The 17,654-nt window shown below is 58.4% G+C and carries 19 protein-coding genes; 13 read left to right on the top strand and 6 right to left on the bottom strand.

From position 1 onward, the window contains the following. Window positions 1–5: 5 nt before the first annotated feature. The 10 genes from B2P82_RS02220 (at window position 6) to B2P82_RS02265 (ending at window position 10,520) form a co-directional block, all read left to right on the top strand. Window positions 6–506, top strand: coding sequence for a hypothetical protein (locus B2P82_RS02220; RefSeq protein WP_290494841.1), 501 nt, complete (start codon window positions 6–8; stop codon window positions 504–506). 32 nt (window positions 507–538) lie between these two features. Further along, window positions 539–1,390, top strand: coding sequence for a TIGR01459 family HAD-type hydrolase (locus B2P82_RS02225; RefSeq protein ID WP_290494843.1), 852 nt, complete (start codon window positions 539–541; stop codon window positions 1,388–1,390). Window positions 1,391–1,448: 58 nt separating this feature from the next. Beyond that, entirely contained in the window at window positions 1,449–1,880 is a 432-nt protein-coding gene (locus tag B2P82_RS02230; RefSeq protein WP_034814112.1) for a MaoC family dehydratase, read from the top strand. Continuing rightward, window positions 1,880–2,803 carry a riboflavin biosynthesis protein RibF gene (ribF, locus tag B2P82_RS02235; protein WP_206992542.1) on the top strand — a complete coding sequence of 308 codons (924 nt, stop codon included), beginning with the start codon at window positions 1,880–1,882 and terminating at the stop codon, window positions 2,801–2,803. The genes B2P82_RS02230 and ribF overlap by 1 nt, the downstream gene beginning before the upstream one ends. Window positions 2,804–2,877: 74 nt before the next feature. Then, window positions 2,878–3,423 carry a type III secretion system chaperone family protein gene (locus tag B2P82_RS02240; RefSeq protein ID WP_290494845.1) on the top strand — a complete coding sequence of 182 codons (546 nt, stop codon included), beginning with the start codon at window positions 2,878–2,880 and terminating at the stop codon, window positions 3,421–3,423. Between the two features lie 193 nt (window positions 3,424–3,616). Beyond that, the gene (gene ileS / locus B2P82_RS02245) at window positions 3,617–6,604 is read left to right on the top strand and encodes an isoleucine--tRNA ligase (protein WP_290494847.1); all 2,988 of its coding nucleotides are present in this window, start codon (window positions 3,617–3,619) and stop codon (window positions 6,602–6,604) included. Between the two features lie 49 nt (window positions 6,605–6,653). Further along, window positions 6,654–7,178 (top strand): signal peptidase II, encoded by a 525-nt coding sequence (gene lspA, locus B2P82_RS02250; RefSeq protein WP_290494849.1) that lies wholly within the window; start codon window positions 6,654–6,656, stop codon window positions 7,176–7,178. Window positions 7,179–7,211: 33 nt separating this feature from the next. Next, a complete protein-coding gene (locus B2P82_RS02255; protein ID WP_034814107.1) occupies window positions 7,212–7,706 on the top strand; it encodes a DUF3035 domain-containing protein in 495 nt (164 codons plus the stop codon). A gap of 50 nt (window positions 7,707–7,756) precedes the next feature. Continuing rightward, a complete protein-coding gene (locus B2P82_RS02260; RefSeq protein WP_290494851.1) occupies window positions 7,757–9,112 on the top strand; it encodes a M16 family metallopeptidase in 1,356 nt (451 codons plus the stop codon). Between the two features lies 1 nt (window position 9,113). Then, a complete protein-coding gene (locus tag B2P82_RS02265; RefSeq protein ID WP_290494853.1) occupies window positions 9,114–10,520 on the top strand; it encodes a M16 family metallopeptidase in 1,407 nt (468 codons plus the stop codon). Window positions 10,521–10,529: 9 nt separating this feature from the next. Here B2P82_RS02265 and B2P82_RS02270 read toward each other — a convergent pair whose 3' ends face one another. Together B2P82_RS02270 and B2P82_RS02275 are read right to left on the bottom strand one after the other, a co-directional pair. Then, a complete protein-coding gene (locus B2P82_RS02270; RefSeq protein WP_290482461.1) occupies window positions 10,530–11,480 on the bottom strand; it encodes an NUDIX hydrolase in 951 nt (316 codons plus the stop codon). After that, the gene (locus B2P82_RS02275) at window positions 11,477–12,091 is read right to left on the bottom strand and encodes a YfbR-like 5'-deoxynucleotidase (RefSeq protein ID WP_290494855.1); all 615 of its coding nucleotides are present in this window, start codon (window positions 12,089–12,091) and stop codon (window positions 11,477–11,479) included. Before B2P82_RS02275 ends, B2P82_RS02270 begins: the two co-directional genes overlap by 4 nt. 189 nt (window positions 12,092–12,280) lie before the next feature. Between B2P82_RS02275 and B2P82_RS02280 the strand changes: the two genes are divergently transcribed. Then, a complete protein-coding gene (locus tag B2P82_RS02280) occupies window positions 12,281–12,430 on the top strand; it encodes a hypothetical protein (protein WP_156947865.1) in 150 nt (49 codons plus the stop codon). Window positions 12,431–12,446: 16 nt separating this feature from the next. On the opposite strand, the gene B2P82_RS02285 is transcribed toward B2P82_RS02280, so the two are convergent. From B2P82_RS02285 to ygfZ, 4 genes are all read right to left on the bottom strand, one after another. Then, window positions 12,447–13,568: a beta-ketoacyl-ACP synthase III gene (locus tag B2P82_RS02285; protein WP_290494857.1), complete on the bottom strand. Its 1,122-nt coding sequence runs from the start codon at window positions 13,566–13,568 to the stop codon at window positions 12,447–12,449. A gap of 118 nt (window positions 13,569–13,686) precedes the next feature. Beyond that, window positions 13,687–14,001: a hypothetical protein gene (locus B2P82_RS02290; RefSeq protein WP_290494859.1), complete on the bottom strand. Its 315-nt coding sequence runs from the start codon at window positions 13,999–14,001 to the stop codon at window positions 13,687–13,689. A 3-nt stretch (window positions 14,002–14,004) separates the two neighbouring features. Next, entirely contained in the window at window positions 14,005–14,583 is a 579-nt protein-coding gene (locus tag B2P82_RS02295; RefSeq protein WP_290494861.1) for a DNA-3-methyladenine glycosylase I, read from the bottom strand. Continuing rightward, window positions 14,576–15,388, bottom strand: coding sequence for a CAF17-like 4Fe-4S cluster assembly/insertion protein YgfZ (gene ygfZ, locus B2P82_RS02300; protein WP_290494862.1), 813 nt, complete (start codon window positions 15,386–15,388; stop codon window positions 14,576–14,578). Before ygfZ ends, B2P82_RS02295 begins: the two co-directional genes overlap by 8 nt. 108 nt (window positions 15,389–15,496) lie before the next feature. Between ygfZ and B2P82_RS02305 the strand changes: the two genes are divergently transcribed. Together B2P82_RS02305 and B2P82_RS02310 are read left to right on the top strand one after the other, a co-directional pair. Continuing rightward, window positions 15,497–16,831 (top strand): dihydroorotase, encoded by a 1,335-nt coding sequence (locus tag B2P82_RS02305; RefSeq protein ID WP_290494863.1) that lies wholly within the window; start codon window positions 15,497–15,499, stop codon window positions 16,829–16,831. Then, on the top strand, window positions 16,828–17,613 hold the full coding sequence (locus tag B2P82_RS02310) for a potassium channel family protein (protein WP_242517493.1): 786 nt from the start codon (window positions 16,828–16,830) through the stop codon (window positions 17,611–17,613). Before B2P82_RS02305 ends, B2P82_RS02310 begins: the two co-directional genes overlap by 4 nt. Window positions 17,614–17,654: the final 41 nt, after the last annotated feature.

Consider the following 17,654-nt stretch of genomic DNA (forward strand, 5'->3'; position numbering starts at 1 on the left):
GCAGAATGAAACGTTTCTTACAGATCGGTACTGCGGCAACAATTCTCGCGACATCGGCTATGGCAGAGTCAGGCGCCGTTCAGCGCGTCGACGCGGACTTGCCAGGCCCCATCGAATTTGAGGCGCCTGAGGCGCTGCAAGCCATGACGGAAGGCGTTGTCTGGCTTGATCTGCGCATCGCGCCGGAGCTGGAACCAGCTATCATCCTGAAGGATGGCAATTATGGCAGTCTGGACGGATGCGAATTCGGACCGGTTGAGGCAGACATGGTCATGGTTGCAACGGGTTCTAACCACATGATCCTGGAAGTGCGCACAGGCGACCCTGAGCAGCACGCTGGAAACCTCTTGTCCTGCAATTATGATCCGAACCTGATCTCTGATGACGGGTTTGGCCATATGACCCGTCTGAAGGGATGCTTTTTTGCGCATGCCATTTCCATTCCAACGGCTGTGCACTGGCGCCTCAATCCCTTGCCGGCAGAGGCTTGCGGTTTTGGCGATTGACCGGCTTGGCGGTGCAGCCTAGGTCCAAATGCATGACACAATTGAAATTTCCGGGCGGCCTGTCCGAGATTGCTGGCCAGTATGACGCCATCCTGTGCGATGTCTGGGGCGTGATCCATAATGGCCGCGATGCCTTTGAAGAGGCTTGCGTGGCGCTGGTGAACTTTCGTGAACAAGGCGGAAAAGTCTGTCTCATCACGAATGCGCCCGTGCCAAAGCAGCAGGTCATCGACTATTTCCTCCCGCTTGGTGTGCCAACCGATGCCTATGATGACTGCGTCTCGTCAGGAGATGCGACCCGCGAAGAACTGGCCAAGCGCCGGGACAAGGTTTTCTGGGCGATGGGCGCGAATGCGCGGTGGGAGCGAGATCCGTACCTGTATCAAGGGCTCAACTTGAGCTTTGGCGAGCCGGACGAGTCCGATGTCCTGCTCTGCATCGGTCTGAGCGATTCCCTCAAGGACCATCCGTCCGATTATACCGATACGCTGAAACAGGGGGTCGACCGGAACATTCCGATGATCTGTGCCAATCCGGACAAGCAGGTGCGGATCGGCGGCCAGTTGCACTGGTGTGCCGGCGCACTGGCGGAAATCTATGAAGACCTTGGCGGATCCGTGATCTATCCCGGAAAGCCCCACGCAGCGATTTACGATCTCGCCGTTTCCCGTGTGGGTGACGCCGCCGCAAACAAGTCACGGGTCCTGTGCATTGGCGACAGCCCCACGACCGACATGCGCGGTGCGCGAATTCAGGGCTTTGATGGTCTCTATGTCGGGACTGGCCTGACAGAGCATGGTGCAGACTTCCAGACAGAAGTTTCAGACCTCCTGGCGGACTATGGCGAGGAAGCAACCTACGCAATGACTGGCCTCAGATGGTGACGTGCTGCGCTGCAGCGTGTAACCAAACTGCCGAAAAGCAATCAGGAGCCCGAGTGGGATGAGCGAATTCACCGGTTACAAATATGAAGACCTCGACATCGGCATGTCTCACGAGACCGTGCATGTGATTACCGAGGATGATATTCAGCGTTTTGCGGAAGTCTCTGGTGACTTCAATCCGCTGCACATGTCGGACGACTTCGCCGCCAAGACGATTTTCGGCAAACGGATCGCGCATGGCGCGCTGACGGCTAGCTATATCTCCGGCATTCTGGGCAACAATCTTCCCGGTCCTGGGGCGATTTTCATCGGCCTGTCGATGCGTTTCAAACGCCCCGTTCACATCGGAGACGAAGTGATTGTGCGCGCAGAAGTGTCCGAGAAGAAGGAGCGTGGCAACCGTGTGACGTTGAAGGTTGATTGTACGGTGGACGGCAAGCGCGTTATTACGGGTGAAGCTGAAGTCGTGGCACCGCGCCGGGAGAGCTGATGAGCATCTTTGCTGACTATCGCGGTTTGCCTGAATCTGCACGGGGCGCGTCGATCGCTCTGGGCAATTTTGATGGCTTGCATGCGGGCCACAAAGCCGTGATTGCAGCTGCCCGCGAGGCTGGCGAAGGATCTTTTTCAGTGGCGACCTTTGAGCCGCCACCTCATGCCTATTTCCGCCCGTTGGATCCCCCTTTTCGGATATTCCGCCCTGAGCGGCGCAACGAGACGATATTGAACGAAGGCGCGGATTCGGTTTTTGAATTGCCGTTCAATGGGGAAATGGCGTCGAAGACGGATGAAGAGTTTGTCCGGCAAGTTCTGGTAGATGGCCTGGGCGTCAGCCATGTCTCCGTAGGGTTCGATTTCCGTTTCGGCAGAGGCCGAATGGGCCATGCGCAGCGCTTGTCGAGCCTTGGGCGCGCGCTCGGCTTTGGGGTGACCATTGTCGAAGAAGTCCAGAATGAGGACGAAAAAGCCTCATCAACCGCGATAAGACAGGCGCTGAGAGCCGGCGAACCGGAGCGAGCTGCGGAAATTCTGGGCTCGCCCTGGATCGCGGATGGCCCTGTGATGAAGGGCGAACAGAATGGACGCAAATTTGGCTATCCGACGGCCAATACAAATCTCGGCGATTTGATCCATCCAAAATATGGCGTCTATGCCGTAAAGGTGCGCATCGACCGGACAGGTGACTGGATGCCGGGCGTCGCAAATTTCGGGCGCACGCCCACCACGGGACTGCGCGACCCACTGCTTGAGGCACATATCTTTGATTTTGTAGGGGATATCTATGGTCGCTGGATTGAAGTCCAGATGCTGTCCTATCTGAGGCCGGAATTGAACTTTGACAGTCTGGATCTGATGGTGGTTCAGATGGGGAAGGACGAAATCGAAGCAAAGCGGCGGCTGAAAGCGTCCTGATTAACTCAGGTTATTGTCAATTCACCGCCATAATCCATTCGTAGACAACTGATGCACTGGTTAGAGGGACGACCATGTTGACACGGTTAGTGATCACCGGACTTGCTCTGGCAATGGCGCCGCTTGCGATCGCGCAAGAGGCGCCTGTTGAGCCATCCGAGCCGGTGGAGATCGAACCGATTCAGATCATCCGGGCGGTCACGATGGATGATCTTCGGTTCCTGCTGGATGACATGGGCGCGCAGTTCATAGCGGCCGGCCGCACGGGCGACGGTGCACCCTTCGTATTCGGTGAGTTCGATGATGGTCTGACCTTTGGTGCATATGCCGTTTGCGCCGGGCCGGACGGCACGGATTGCCGGGGGCTCGAGCTGATGGCCGTGTATGGTTCAAGTGCGAGCAGTGATGTGATTTCGGGCATCGATCGCGACTATCCGGCGATCTCTCTTTACAAGTCCGACAGCCAGAAGGTGCGGGTTTCCCGCTATGTGATCCTGGATCACGGCATCAGCTGGAGCAATCTCGTGGAGAATGCGGCTGTGTTCCGGATGCTTTGCGGCAAGGTTTCTGAGCGTTTGGCGAGCCTCCCGGGGGGCGAAACGAAGGCTGAGTGGAAATAGTGACTCGTTAAGCCGCGCCTGCTACGGAAACGCCATGGCACGGATATGCTTCATTCGAATTAGCCGCCCGGCTGCGCGCTGACCCGATTATCGGGGCCGCGAAGCCGGGAGCCCATGCTCTGAACGCATGAAAAAAGCCGTGGCCATTGCCCGGCATTTCCGTACAACACGCCAAAACTGCCATAGGCCCGACATGACTGATTCCCTGACCGACCGCGATTATCGCGACACGCTGTTCCTGCCCGCCACCGAATTCCCGATGCGCGGCGGCCTGCCCAAGCGCGAGCCGGACTGGATCAAGCGCTGGGACGATCTCAAGCTTTACGAGAAACTGCGCGCTGATGCGAAAGCACGCGGCGCCAAGCCGTGGATCCTGCATGACGGCCCGCCATACGCGAACGGGCACATCCATCTCGGCACGGCGATGAACAAGATCGTCAAGGACATCATCGTGCGCTCGCACCAGATGACCGGCCATGACGCGGCATACCTGCCGGGTTGGGACTGTCACGGCCTGCCGATTGAGTGGAAGGTGGAAGAAGAGTTCCGCAGCAAGAACCGCGGAAAGGATGATGTTCCGGGTGACGAATTCCGCGCGGCCTGTCGCGCCTTTGCCCAGAAATGGGTAGACGTACAGGCCAAGGAATTCCGCGCGCTCGGCATCGAGGGGGAATGGGACAATCCGTATCTGACCATGAAGTTCGAGAGCGAAGCTTCTATCGTCGGCGAATTCCTGCGCATGGCGATGGGCGGTACGCTGGTGCGCGGCGCCAAGCCGATCATGTGGAGCCCGGTGGAGCGCACCGCGCTGGCCGAAGCGGAAGTGGAATATCACGACCGCAAAGTTCCGGTGATCTGGGTGAAGTTTGGAGTCCCGTCCCGCGAGGACGGTGCAAAGCTGGTCATCTGGACCACAACTCCCTGGACCATCCCAGCCAACCAAGCTGTATCCTTCAGCACGGACGTCTCCTACGGTCTCTTCGAGGTCGAAACCGTGATGAGCGAGGAAGAACTGGGCTTTCCTCCGTACGCGGCTGCAGGTGACAAGCTGATCCTTGCGGACAAGTTGGCACAGGACGTACTCGATGCTGCCAAGGTTTCCGCCTTCAAACGTGTCGAAGATGTGGACCCGGCTTCACTCGGTTCGCTGGTTCACCCGCTGGCCAAGCTAGACCCCTTCTTCCAGCACGACGTGCCGCTGCTCGCAGGTGACCATGTAACCGACGATGCCGGTACAGGATTCGTCCACACGGCCCCGGCGCATGGTGAGGATGACTTCAATGCCTGGGTCTCGTCGGGTCGCAAGGCCTCTGATATCCGCGACATCGTCAGCCCTGATGGCGCTTATCAGCACCGTGACCTTCCCCAAGCTCTGCAAGGGCTCGACATCATCCGCACGTCCGGCAAGAAGCGGGGCGAGCAGGGCAAGGCGAACCCGGAAGTCATCAAGCTGCTGGCGGAGAGCGGAAACCTTCTGGCGCGCGGCATCACGACGATCCGCGATGCCCATTCCTGGCGCTCCAAGGCGCCGGTGATCCGCCGCGCGACGCCGCAATGGTTCATCTCGATGGACAAGCCCGGCCCGAATGGCAAGAGCCTGCGCGAGAATGCGCTGAAGGCGATTGAGGACACGGAATTCTTCCCGGCGGTTGGCCGCAACCGCCTGCAAAGCATGGTCGAAGGGCGACCGGACTGGCTGATCAGCCGCCAGCGCAATTGGGGCGTGCCGATCACGATCTTTGTCAACAAGGATGGCCAGCCGCATACGGCGGCGCTGGAAGCGGATCAGGCAGAACAACTCAATGACGCCATCAAGGCGGCCATCGCCAAAGGCGGGGTCGAGGCTTGGTTCGATACGCCTGCGGAAGACTTCCTGTCGCCGCTGGGCCTGCCTGCGAGTGAGTGGGAAAAGGTCACGGACGTTCTCGACGTCTGGTTCGATAGCGGCACGACGCATGCTTTCGCCCTGCGCGAGCGCGGCATCATCGACGCAGAAACCGGACAGGCCGACCTCTATATGGAAGGCTCTGACCAACATCGCGGTTGGTTCCAGTCATCACTTCTGGAATGCTGTGCGACGCGCGGCATGGCACCCTACAAGCAGGTGCTGACCCACGGTTTCATCGTCGATGCAGATGGCAAGAAGATGTCGAAATCAATCGGCAACACGATCGAACCCGAGCAGATCCAGAAGCAATACGGGATCGAAATCCTGCGAATCTGGACCGCGTCCGGTGACTATACGGAAGACCTTCGCATTTCCGACGAGATCATCAAGGGCTCGGTGGAATCCTATCGCAAGCTGCGCAACACGGTGCGCTACATGCTCGGCGCGCTCGACGGCTGGACGGAGGCGGAAGCCCTGCCGCGCGAAGAGATGCCAAGCCTGGAGCGCTGGGTGTTGCACCGTCTTGCCGAACTCGATGGCCATATCCGCGCTGCGTATGACGTCTATGACTTCAAGCGCATCATGTCGCTGCTGATCAATTTTTGCGGCGTCGACCTGTCAGCGGTCTATTTCGACATCCGCAAGGACAGCTTGTATTGCGACCCACGGTTTGAGACCCAAGCAGCATGGGACGATGCGACCGCCACCTATGGCAACCGCCGCCGCGCCGCGCGCACCGTCATGGCCGCCGTGCTCGAACGCCTGCTCACATGGCTCGCGCCTATCATGCCGTTCACGATGGAGGAGGCGTTTCTCGAGAGCCACATCAAGGATCGTGCGGAATCCGTGCACTTGCTGCAGTTCGCTGATACGCCAGACGGCTGGAAAGACGAGGCGCTGGCCGCGCGCTGGGCCAAGATCTTCACGGTTCGCCGTGTCGTCACCGGAGCCTTGGAAGTCGAGCGCCGCGAAAAGCGGATCGGGGCATCGCTGGAAGCGGCACCCAAGGTGCACATTGCAGATCAGAACCTGATCGATGCGTTCAAGGGCGAAAGTCCCGCCGATATCTTCATTACATCCGGCGCCGAGCTGATCCACACATCCAATGGTAATGGCGGCGGGTTCACGCTGGACGACACGGATGGCGTGGTCGTCTATCCGGTGAAGGCGGATGGTCTCAAGTGCCGACGTAGCTGGAAGTATTTCGACCCGGCGACCGCTGATCCGGCTTTTCCAGATATCACGCCGAGAGATGCATTGACCGTGAAGGCGTGGGACGAAGCCGCCGGATGAGTGCTCAGAATCGCTTGATCAGCCTGCTTGAAGCTGCAATCTGCGCGGGATGAAACTGAAAATCTCCAAACTCTGGGCTCTGGCGCTCATTCCGGTCTTTGTGCTGGTTGACCAATGGTCCAAATGGCTTGTGCTGGAAGAACCCCGGTTCAACGCGCTCATCTGCCTGGAGACCCGTCAGGGCTGCGGACATATCCCGCTGCCCGGTCCGATTGACCTGACCATGGTTTGGAACCGGGGTATGAGCTATGGCCTGTTCCAGTCCGATGGTATCGGGCGATGGCTGTTGGCGCTCGTCATGTTGGTGATCGCGCTGGGCTTCCTGTACTGGCTCGTTCGCTATGCCGATCATTGGCTGTTGAAGTTGTCGCAGGCCATGGTTGTTGGCGGCGCGTTCGGCAATCTGATCGACCGGGTCCGGTTCGGAGCTGTTGTGGACTTCGTCAATGCCAATGAGTTGATGTTCCCATGGGTCTTCAACGTCGCCGATGCTGCAATTAGTGTGGGCGCGGTATTGCTGTTTGCCGACCAGTTCTTACTGTCGGGCCGGAAACAGGCTAAGAAACAGTCCTGAGTATTTTAATCGTGATGGCGAGGACGCCCTGATATGAAAAAACAGATTATCCTTCTGGCTACTGGTGTCGCAATGGCGGCTTCCACGGCCTGTACGTCATCCGGTGGCGGTTCGCGTACGCCGGACGAGTTCCGCGTTGTGACCATGGCTCCTCTGACCGTTCCGCCGAACTACAAGCTGCGACCGCCGGAAGCCGGCGGCGCCTTGCCACCGGAACTGGATGGCTCGCGCACTGAAGTCACCGCCGCCTTCGGCTCGACCATTGGCCGCAATGCCAGCGCGTCCGAGAAAGCCCTCGTGGCTGCTGCTGGCGCCAATGCGGTTGATCCGGTCATCCGCACGCAGGTCGACTATGAAGAGACCAAGACGATCCGCAAATCGACCAGCATTGCCGACCGCATCCTGTTCTGGCGGGCTGATGATGAGGAAACCGCTGAAGGCGTTGCCACCGATAATGCCACCGGTGGTGAACCGGTCGTGATCGAGCAATCCAGCGATGCGCCGCGCATCAAGTTGCCGGGAACCTGATACAATCTACGTAAAATGAGTCAGTCGAACACCTGAGAGGAACAACGCCCATGAAACGGATATTTGCCGGGGGGCTGTTCGCGCTCTCGGCTTTCGCATCCAGTGCCGTCGCAGACGAAAGCGCATGGACTCCGACCGTGTTCAATCTCGACAATGGCATGGAAGTCGTTGTCGTTCCTGACCATCGCGCGCCCGTCGTGACTCATATGGTGTGGTACAAAGTCGGCGCGGTCGACGAAGCCGAGGGAAAATCCGGCATCGCGCATCTGTTTGAACATGTCATGTTCAAGGAGACTGATGATCTCGCCCCAGGTGAGTTCGACAGCATCGTCTCGCGCAATGGCGGCGTCAGCAACGCGTTCACGAGTTGGGACTACACCGCCTATTTCGAGCGCGTCGCCAAGGACCAACTCGGTACTATGATGGCGCTCGAGGCCGAACGCATGACCGATCTCGTCATCAATGACGATCCCGACGGTCCGTTCATTTCCGAACGCGATGTCGTGAAGGAAGAGCGTCGCCAGCGCATCGACAACAATCCCGGCGTGATCCTGCAGGAAATGGTCCTGTCCGAACTCTGGAAGGGGCATCCTTACGAGATCACGATCATCGGCAATATGGACGAAGTGGCGGCTCTGACGCCAGCGGACGGATTGGCCTTCTACAAGGAATACTACAGCCCTGAGAATGCGATTCTGGTCGTCGCTGGTGATGTGACGCCCGAAGAAGTGCGCGTCCTGGCCGAAGAGCATTATGGTACGATTGCGCCAACCGGTACGGCGCATGGCGAGCGTAAATGGGCCCCCGTTGCACCTCTGACCGAAACCAGGGAACTCGTCTATTCAGATCCGAAGGTTCGCCAGCCTAGCTGGAGCCGGTATTATTCCGGCACTTCCGAGACCCGCGACCGTGAACTTTCCTATGCGCTTGATGTCGGTCTCGAAGTCCTCGGCGGCGGCATGACCAGCCGCCTCTACCAGTCGCTGGTCGAAGACCAGCAGATTGCGATTAATGCCAACACGTATGCCTGGACGACGCTTCACGATGAAGGCCCCGCCATCATCACGGCAAGCCCGGCACTCGGCGTCACGCTCGACGTATTGGAAACGGCCATCATGGCCGAGGTGGAGAAGGTGCTGGAAGAGGGCTTCACTGATGCCGAAGTCGAGCGCGCACGTAACAGTCTTGCCGCGCAGGCGATTTACGCCCGGGACAGCCAATCCAACATGGCCAACACATTCGGCTCCACGCTAGCCCTTGGTGGCTCGATTGAGGACGTGCTGGATTATCCGGACGCGATGCGTGCCATAACCACTGAACAGGCAATTGCCGCTGTGCGCGAAATCTTTGGCGCTGACCGCCACTATATTGAGGCACACTTGCTGCCTGCCGAGGGAGATTCCTGAGATGAAACCTTTTGACCTCATCATTGGTGCGGCCCTTGGTGTCGGGCTTGCGGCGTGCGCTTCTGTCGAGACGCAGGATGACTTGACCAGTGTTGCCGATACGGCACCCGCAGAACTTGTTGAAGACAGCGGTCTGGATATTGTCGTCCACGAAGGGGATTTCGCCGAGATCCAACAATTTACCACGCCCGGTGGCGTGTCTGTCTGGCTGGTTTCCGAGCCATCCATCCCGATCCTGTCGGTGGCGATGGCGTGGGAAGGTGGCGAAGCGGCCGATCCGGAGGGCCTGGAAGGTCTGGCCGATGCGGTTGTCTATCACATGAATGAAGGCGCGGGCGATCTCGACTCGCTTGCCTTCCAGACCCGGATGGAAGAGCTGAACATGAGCTTCGGTTGTAGCGCCTCGAGCGACTGGACCTCCTGCTCTGCATCCATGCTCACCGACAATGCGGATGAGGCAATGAGCCTTGTGGCGCAAGCTTTCGAGGCACCCCGTTTCGATGCGGGTCCGTTCGCCCGGTTCCAGCGGGAAAGGGAAGTTTCATTGAACACGCGCGAGACGAATGCGCGCTATCTCGCGGGTCGGGCTGAGGCTCAGGCTATCTATCCTGACCACCCTTATGCGCGCGAAACGTCCGCCGAGAGCATTGCTGCCCTTACGCCAGAACTCGCCAAGGCGCACATGCGCAAACTGATGGTGAAGGACAGCCTGATTGTGACCGCCGTCGGTGCGATTACGCCGGAAGAGCTCGCCCCCATGCTTGATGCGATCGCGGCGAGCCTGCCAGAGAGCAGTGATCTTCCGGAAACGCCGGAAATTACCTTTACGGTAGACGGTGCATTTGAGCCTGTGCTTATCGATCTGCCACAGCCGCAAAGCCTTGTGCGCTTTCTGGCACCAGGCCTCAAACGCGAAGATCCGGATTTCTTTACGGCCTATGTCGTAAACTACACATATGGTGGTGGTGGATTTGGCAGCAGACTGATGGAATCGCTGCGCGTTCAAAAAGGGCTGACCTATGGCGTCTACTCTTGGCTATCGTTTGACGACACCTATCAGAATTGGGGAGGCAGCGGCCAAACCAAGAATGAAAGTGTAGGTGAATTCGTCGAGGCACTATTGGCCGAAACCGCGTTGATTGCGGAAGAAGGCATTACTGCGGAAGAGCTTGCAGACGCGAAGGCTTACCTCACAGGCTCCTATCCATTGGCTTTCGACTCGAACGCCAAGATCGCGGGCCAGATGATGAGTGTCCGCCAGGACGAGCTGGGAGTGGATTATTTTGACCGGCGCAATGCCCTGATCGAAGCTGTCACGCTCGAGGATGCAAACCGCGTTGCGGCGGAATTCCTCCAGCCGGACCGTTTCAGCTTCATTGTGGTGGGTCAGCCTGAAGGGCTTGAATAGGCAGCTTGCCTAATCCGCTGTCTTTCGCGGCGCTGACAGGCCGGTAGTCGATGCATCAAAGGCGCTGTCCCGGTTATAGCTATATAGCTCTGCCGGGCGGCCACCGGTGCTTGTTTCCATCGCACCTGTTCCAATGACAAAACCGGTCTTGTCCAAGGCGCGCCGGAAATTTTGTGTGTGCAGGGATAAACCCAAGATACCCTCGACGGCGCGTTGCAGGGACGACAGTGTAAACCGGTCAGGCATGAGCTCGAACACAACCGGTCGGTATTTGATCTTGCCGCGTAGGCGGGAGATGGCGGTGGCGAGGATGCGGCGGTGGTCCGATGCCATAGGCTCGCCGAGGCGTACATCGGGCTCAGGCAAGCCAGCGTCACGGGCGCATTCGATGACCAGACCAGCTTCATAGAGCAATTCATAACGGTCTAGCACGCGCTCTTCGATCCAACGGATTCCATCCAGCGCGAAAGCGGCGCGTGCGCGCTCCAGTCTACGTTCGTTTCCCGCCGCCCAGGTCATCAGGCGCGGCGCAATATGAGCATCGATGATGGCGGGTCTGCCACTGCGATGGTCTTCCCATGGAAAAAATCTGTACCAAGATTGCCAGCGCGCCTCAAAAGAGTCACCTGCCGGGCGCGCTTCGGGGGTTAGCGCAAGATAGCCGACAGAAATGACACGCGCATTTGGCGCTGTGCCAGCCAGTGTTGCTTCGGGTGTCTCCCGGTCTTTGTCTCCAAATGTGTAGAGTTGTTCAACATAACCGAGTTCGAAACCCGTCTGTTCCCGAACCCACCCTCTCAGCGAGAGGTCAAAAGTGCGGTGCCTGTCTGGGTCGAAGACGCCGAATGGGAGCGCATCCTCGCCTGTCTCGCGTTGGGTGATCAACACACGTGGCGCGTCCGCCTCCACGGCGACCATCACGGCAGACAGACCAATCAGCAACGGGGATGACTGTGTCATGTGGCAGTCTCTATTTGCTTGTTGATCTGGGCATAGCGCTTCAGGAATGTGGATTGTGCGTCCGGTACAGCTTTTGGTTTCAACCGCAATTTCGTGTCTTCGGGCGGTTTGCCGAACAGCTTGTTTGCTTCGTCCTCGGAAAACCCGGCCAACTGGATCGCCTCACTCCATGCGCAGATCAGGTCCGCTTTCTTGATCAGACGTTTCAGGCGTTGCGGTGTTACGGGAGCGAGGCCAAACCGAATATGGATGGCTTCCTGCAGACGCGCCTCAATGCTCTTGTAGCTTTCTCCCAGCAAGGCTTTGAAAGGAGAGATCATATCGCCGATGACGTATTCAGGGCTGTCATGCAGCAGGGCCGTCAGGCTTTGCTGTGGTGTCAGGTCAGGCCGCAAGGTGCGGCAGATCTTTTCCACAAGGACAGAATGTTCGGCCACTGAAAATGCATGTTCGCCGCGGGTTTGGCCGTTCCAACGGGCCACGCGCGCCAGACCGTGGGCAATGTCCTCGATTTCCACATCCATGGGCGAGGGATTCGCCAAATCGAGTCGGCGGCCAGACAACATGCGTTGCCAGACTCGTGGTCGTGGGGCCTTAACAGAATGCTTCACTCGAGACGTCATCACCCCCTTCTTTAAGCCATTTGTAATAGGGGTAAAGAAACGAGGGCATTCCGGTTACGAACTCGTCCCTTTTTCGCCCTGATTGGCAAATGCGCTGTTAAGGCGTTTCGGGCAAAAGGGGGATGTAAACAAGGGCTGCGTTCACGAATTCGCGGCCGACCCAAACAAGAGGTGACCATGCTGGATTCTTTGACGACTGTTGTATCTACCCAAGCCATTGCGTTCGGCGTATTGCTGATTGCGTGTAGCATCGTCGTTGTAGAAGCGGTCCGTGCCAGCAAGGAAATCCTTTGGGGCGACATGTTCATGGACGATCTGGACGACTAGTTCAGGTCTTGGTCGCTCAAGCAGCTTTCTCAACAAATACCGTTCCGGCAGAATAGCCAGCACCAAACGAGCAGATCAGCCCGCGCTGGCCATGCTTGAAGTCGCCGGAATTCTTGTGGAATGCGATGATTGAGCCAGCGGATGATGTGTTTGCGTAGGTGTCCAGCACGGTGGGACTTTCGTCCTCCGTCGCTTCGCGCCCCAGCACCTTGGACGAGATCAGGCGATTCATATTGGCATTTGCCTGATGCAGCCACATGCGGCGCAGGCCTTCCGGCTTGATGTCCAGTTCTTCCATCTGCGACGCGATCATGTTCGCGACCATTGGCACGACTTCCTTGAACACTTTACGGCCTTCCTGAACGAACAGCTTGTCCGGCGCGTCGATGCCTTCTGGCGCGGCGCGGTTCAGGAACCCGAAATTGTTGCGGATATTGTTCGAGAACTGGGTCTTCAGTTTGGTGCCAAGAATCTTCCAATGGCCGACCGGCGCAATGCTCTCTGCTTCGACAAGGATAGCTGTGGCCACGTCGCCAAAGATGAAATGGCTGTCGCGATCCGTGAAATTCAGGTGGCCGGAACAGATTTCCGGATTCACCACCAGCACGGATTTTGCGCTACCGGACCGAATGAAGTCAGCTGCGGTCTGAATGCCGAATGTGGCCGACGAGCACGCCACATTCATGTCAAAGGCAAAGCCGCCACAGCCCAATGCGTCCTGCACTTCGACCGCCATGGCGGGATAAGCGCGCTGCATGTTGGACGCGGCGCAGATAACGGCGTCAACGTCTTCGGCTTTGCGGCCCGAACGCTCCAGCGCATCGCGCGCGGCATGTACCGCAATCTCGGCCAATACGGAAATGCGATCATTCGGACGTTCGGCAATGCGCGGTGCCATGATGTCAGGATCCAGGATGCCGGCCTTGTCGATCACGAAGCGCGATTTGATGCCGGACGCCTTCTGGATGAACTCTACCGATGAATGGGTTTTCGGCTCGATCAAGCCCGCGCTGATATCTGCCGCGCGTTCCCGGTTCCAGTTGTCAGCCCATACATTGTAGCTGTGAACCAATTCTTCATTAGAAATCGAGTTGGGCGGCGTCCAGAGACCTGTCGCCGAAATCACGGGTGTATTCATTCCTGCCCTCTATTCCAGAACCGCCGAAGTGCGGACCAATTCTGTTTGAGTCTACAAAGGTTTAGCTTGTCCGACAGTGTTGGGCGAGATGCCGGGTTTGGCAAGAGCCGGTGGCTGTTCACTCGTCCGGCAGGCGCAGTCCGGAATCCGTGGTTTGACGCGCGTCTTCCCGCGAAATGCCCTGTGCTTCGTTTACGGCTTGGCGTTCTTCAGCTGCACGCTTTTTCTCCGAATAGGAGGCTGCTTCACGCTCTTGCCGGGCTTCGAGCAGCGCGATCTCTGTCTCAATGCATCGATCGCGGGTTTCCGGGTTGGGGGCTGTGCGGCACCGACTCCAGGCTTCCGCTCGATTGGCCTGATCGATTGAGGAAGTTGCGCACGCGACCAGCGTCGGCAGCGCGATGAAGGCAGCGGCAATCAAACTGGCTTTCATGAATCAGGTCTCCTGGACGGCGATGTGTCGGGGGCAGGCTACATCATGGTCATTGACCATGCCAACCGCCTGCGCCCATGCGTAGACGATTGTGGGACCAACAAATTTGAACCCGCGTTTCTTGAGGTCTTTTGACATTGCAGCTGACCAACTGGTTTGGGTTGGTGCGTCCCGGAAATGCTTCCATTTATTGATGGTTGGCGTTCCGCCCACGACGCGCCAGCGATAGTCGGAAAAACCTTCCCCTGCCTCTTCCATGGCGAGATAGGCCTGGGCATTGCCAATCACGGCTTCGACCTTTTTTGGGCTGCGGATGATGCCGGGGTTTGTCAGCGCCTTGGCGGCGCGGGCAGGTGTCCAGCGGGCAATCTTTTCTGGATCGAAGTTATCGAACTCTTCGCGAATGCTGTCCCGCTTGCGGAGGATGGTGATCCAGGCGAGCCCGGCCTGCATGCCGTCCAGTTGCAGTTTTTCCCAAAGCGCGCGGCCATCCCTTTCAGGCACACCCCATTCGGTATCGTGGTAGTTTCGATATAGCTCGTCGGTAAGCGGGGCCCATGCGCAGGGAACGGTTTCAGTCATGGGCTGGTTCCGCCAGATGCGCGTCGACTTCGGCGCGTTGCCATTCGGTCAAGTCAAAGGTGACGGCCGCGCCGTTGCAAGTGAATGATTTGCCATCCTGTTCGGCTTTGGCCAGTCGGTCGGTGCGGATGAGGGCAAGGCCGGCAGATCCAGCCACGCTGGTCACGGTGCCGATTGGGGCGTCCGCGAGAATATTCATGCCGGTTTCCAGCGCGTCGCCAGTGACTTTCACCGTGCGCTTGCGAATTTTGCCCTTGCGCTTCATGCGGCTCGCCACTTCCTGACCGACGAAACAGCCTTTCTTGTAGTCGATGCCGTTCATCATATCCATGTTGATATCGGTCGGGAAAACCTCTGATCCTCGATAGTCCGTGCCCCATTCCGGCACGCCCGCCGCGATCCGTGCGGCATGCCATTCCTGGGCCGGCATTTCGATGCCGGAGACGCCAACAGGTGTAATCGCGCGATGCGGCAATTGGGGGGAGCGGATGTCGATCCAGCTGCCTTCTGTCACGACATCCTCGGTGAGCCGGTCAATTGCGACGTCATTGCGCATCCTGAACATTTTCAGGCGCTTCTCCAGGTCATCGGCGGCGTCGGCATGGACGTCGATATAGATGTTTTCGAGCGCCAGCATGGCGAGATAATCCGCGATCACCTTGCCTTGCGGCGTCAGCAGCGCGCCATAGCGCATTTCTCCAGTCTGCCAGTTGTCGACCGAATGGGTCACGGTGCGCCCAAGCAGGTGCAGCATGTCCGGTCCGGTCAGGCGGATAATGGCGCGGTTTGGAAGAATGCGTTTCATCTGCTTCTTGTAAGTATGGTTTTGACCCATCTCAAGGGAGTGTCGCCATTTGCCTGTACCGAAAAACCACCCTTGACTTAGCCCCTCCGGAGTCACACCCCATCTGTCATGACCTATGATCTGATCCTTAAAGGCGGCACCGTCGTTTCACCCGGCGGTATGACCCAAACCGATGTCGGCGTGATCGGCGAGCGTATCGCGCATATTGGCAATCTGACTGGCGTGGATGCTGGAGAAGTCTATGACGCGACCGGGCTCCACATATTGCCGGGCGTCATCGACAGCCAGGTCCACTTCCGCGAGCCGGGTCTGGAGTACAAGGCCGACCTAGAAACAGAAGCGCGCTCGGCCGCGCTTGGCGGCGTCGTTGCCGTGTTTGAGATGCCAAACACCAATCCCTCAACAACCACGCCCGAGGCCCTGACCGACAAGCTGGCCCGCGCCAAGGGGCGGATGGATACCGACCATGCGTTCTATGCGGGCGCGACGCATGAGAATATCGACCTGCTGCCCGAGATGGAAAAGATGCTTGGCTGCTGCGGGGTGAAGGTCTTCATGGGCGCCTCGACGGGCGACTTGCTCATCAAGGATGATGAAGGTGTCGAAGCTGTTCTGCGCGCGATCAAGCGCCGCGCGGCCTTCCACTCCGAAGACGAATACCGCCTCGAAGCACGGCGCGGCCTGGCCGTGCCCGGTGACTGGCAGAGCCATATTGTTGTGCGCGATGTCGAGGCGGCCGTCAGTTCGACTCGACGCCTGCTGCGTCTCGCTCGCAAGACCGGCAAGCGCATCCATGTGCTGCATATCTCGACCGCCGAAGAGATGGAGCTGCTGCGCGATGCAAAGGATCTGGCCAGTGTCGAAGTGCTGCCCAATCACCTCACCCTCGCTGCACCGGATTGTTATGAACGCCTCAAGGGCTTTGCCCAGCAGAACCCGCCTGTGCGCGAACAGCGCCATCAGGATGCGCTGTGGCGCGCGCTGAATGCGGGTATTGTTGACGTGCTGGCCACGGACCACGCCCCGCATACGCGCGAGGAAAAGCAGCGGCCCTATCCCACGTCGCCGTCTGGCATGCCGGGCGTGCAGACCATGGTGCCGGTCATGCTGACCCATGTGAACAATGGCAAGCTTAGCCTTCAGCGTTTCGTCGAACTGACCAGCGCTGGCCCGCAGCGCGTTTTTGGTCTCACTGACAAGGGCCGTATCGCCGAGGGCTATCATGCCGACTTCACGGTGGTGGACCTGAAGCGGAAAGAGACCATCACGGAAGACTGGTCGAAGTCCAAGTGTGGCTGGACACCTTATGATGGCTTCGAAGCAACCGGCTGGCCGGTGGCGACCATTATCCGCGGCGGCTTCGTCGTGCGCGACGGCGAGATCGTGAAAAAGGGCGGTGGTCAGCCGGTCCGCTTCAACGAAACGTTGGAGCCTGCCGGTTGAAGCACGAACGCAAGGGGCTGAACCGGGCTTTGTTCTGGCTGTATGAGGGTACGGGCAAATGGCCGTTCCTGTTTCGCTGGGCCATGCTGGCGTTCGATTTCGTTACCATCGGCTATTTCCTCTGGGCGCCCTTTGACCAGCGGGACCGCACGCACATCGCTGTCGATTACGTGATTGGAAGTGTGATCCTCGCCGACCTGTTGGCGCGGTTCTATATCGCGCGGCACCGCTGGAATTTCGTGGTCCGGCCCATCAATATTGCGGATCTTGTCGTCGTGATCACCATGTTTGCGCCGCTGCTGGTTTCGAATTTCGCCTTCCTGCGCGTGCTCCGTGCGGTCAGGGCCATTCGCGCGTTCACCTTTATCAAGCGAGTGAAGGTGATCACCCCCTTCTTTCAGCGGCATGAGCGGATCATCGACAAGGTGACCAACTTGGCTGTGTTCGTCTTCATCATGGCTGCGGTCGTCTATTCGACCCAGGTCGGCATTAATGACGGCATCCGCACCTATATAGACGCGCTCTATTTCACGGTCACGAGCCTGACCACAACTGGTTATGGCGATGTTCTGATGGTTGGTCCTGGCGGACGACTTCTGTCGATAATAGTGATGGTGCTGGGTTTGACCCTCTTCCTGCAGCTCATTCGCACCATTATCGAGCCGCGCGACAAGGTGGAACAGGAATGCGAGGAATGCGGCCTGCGGCTTCACGAACGCGATGCCGTGCATTGCAAGCACTGCGGAGAAGTGATCCATATTCCCACAAGCGGCTTTGAATGAGCCGGAAAGAACAAAAAATACACGGGAAGAAACGCGCACAC

Source organism: Hyphomonas sp. UBA4494, from assembly GCF_002388935.1.
Lineage (GTDB): Bacteria > Pseudomonadota > Alphaproteobacteria > Caulobacterales > Hyphomonadaceae > Hyphomonas.

What these genes read in the sequence shown, in the direction of transcription:
- B2P82_RS02290 (WP_290494859.1), bottom strand. Translation starts at nt 14,001, where the DNA reads ATGAAAGCCAGTTTGATTGCCGCTGCCTTCATCGCGCTGCCGACGCTG.
- B2P82_RS02240 (WP_290494845.1), top strand. Translation starts at nt 2,878, where the DNA reads ATGTTGACACGGTTAGTGATCACCGGACTTGCTCTGGCAATGGCGCCG.
- B2P82_RS02260 (WP_290494851.1), top strand. Translation starts at nt 7,757, where the DNA reads ATGAAACGGATATTTGCCGGGGGGCTGTTCGCGCTCTCGGCTTTCGCA.
- B2P82_RS02230 (WP_034814112.1), top strand. Translation starts at nt 1,449, where the DNA reads ATGAGCGAATTCACCGGTTACAAATATGAAGACCTCGACATCGGCATG.
- B2P82_RS02305 (WP_290494863.1), top strand. Translation starts at nt 15,497, where the DNA reads ATGACCTATGATCTGATCCTTAAAGGCGGCACCGTCGTTTCACCCGGC.
- ygfZ (WP_290494862.1), bottom strand. Translation starts at nt 15,388, where the DNA reads ATGAAACGCATTCTTCCAAACCGCGCCATTATCCGCCTGACCGGACCG.
- B2P82_RS02255 (WP_034814107.1), top strand. Translation starts at nt 7,212, where the DNA reads ATGAAAAAACAGATTATCCTTCTGGCTACTGGTGTCGCAATGGCGGCT.
- ileS (WP_290494847.1), top strand. Translation starts at nt 3,617, where the DNA reads ATGACTGATTCCCTGACCGACCGCGATTATCGCGACACGCTGTTCCTG.
- ribF (WP_206992542.1), top strand. Translation starts at nt 1,880, where the DNA reads ATGAGCATCTTTGCTGACTATCGCGGTTTGCCTGAATCTGCACGGGGC.
- B2P82_RS02225 (WP_290494843.1), top strand. Translation starts at nt 539, where the DNA reads ATGACACAATTGAAATTTCCGGGCGGCCTGTCCGAGATTGCTGGCCAG.
- B2P82_RS02220 (WP_290494841.1), top strand. Translation starts at nt 6, where the DNA reads ATGAAACGTTTCTTACAGATCGGTACTGCGGCAACAATTCTCGCGACA.
- B2P82_RS02270 (WP_290482461.1), bottom strand. Translation starts at nt 11,480, where the DNA reads ATGACACAGTCATCCCCGTTGCTGATTGGTCTGTCTGCCGTGATGGTC.
- B2P82_RS02295 (WP_290494861.1), bottom strand. Translation starts at nt 14,583, where the DNA reads ATGACTGAAACCGTTCCCTGCGCATGGGCCCCGCTTACCGACGAGCTA.
- B2P82_RS02285 (WP_290494857.1), bottom strand. Translation starts at nt 13,568, where the DNA reads ATGAATACACCCGTGATTTCGGCGACAGGTCTCTGGACGCCGCCCAAC.
- lspA (WP_290494849.1), top strand. Translation starts at nt 6,654, where the DNA reads ATGAAACTGAAAATCTCCAAACTCTGGGCTCTGGCGCTCATTCCGGTC.
- B2P82_RS02265 (WP_290494853.1), top strand. Translation starts at nt 9,114, where the DNA reads ATGAAACCTTTTGACCTCATCATTGGTGCGGCCCTTGGTGTCGGGCTT.
- B2P82_RS02280 (WP_156947865.1), top strand. Translation starts at nt 12,281, where the DNA reads ATGCTGGATTCTTTGACGACTGTTGTATCTACCCAAGCCATTGCGTTC.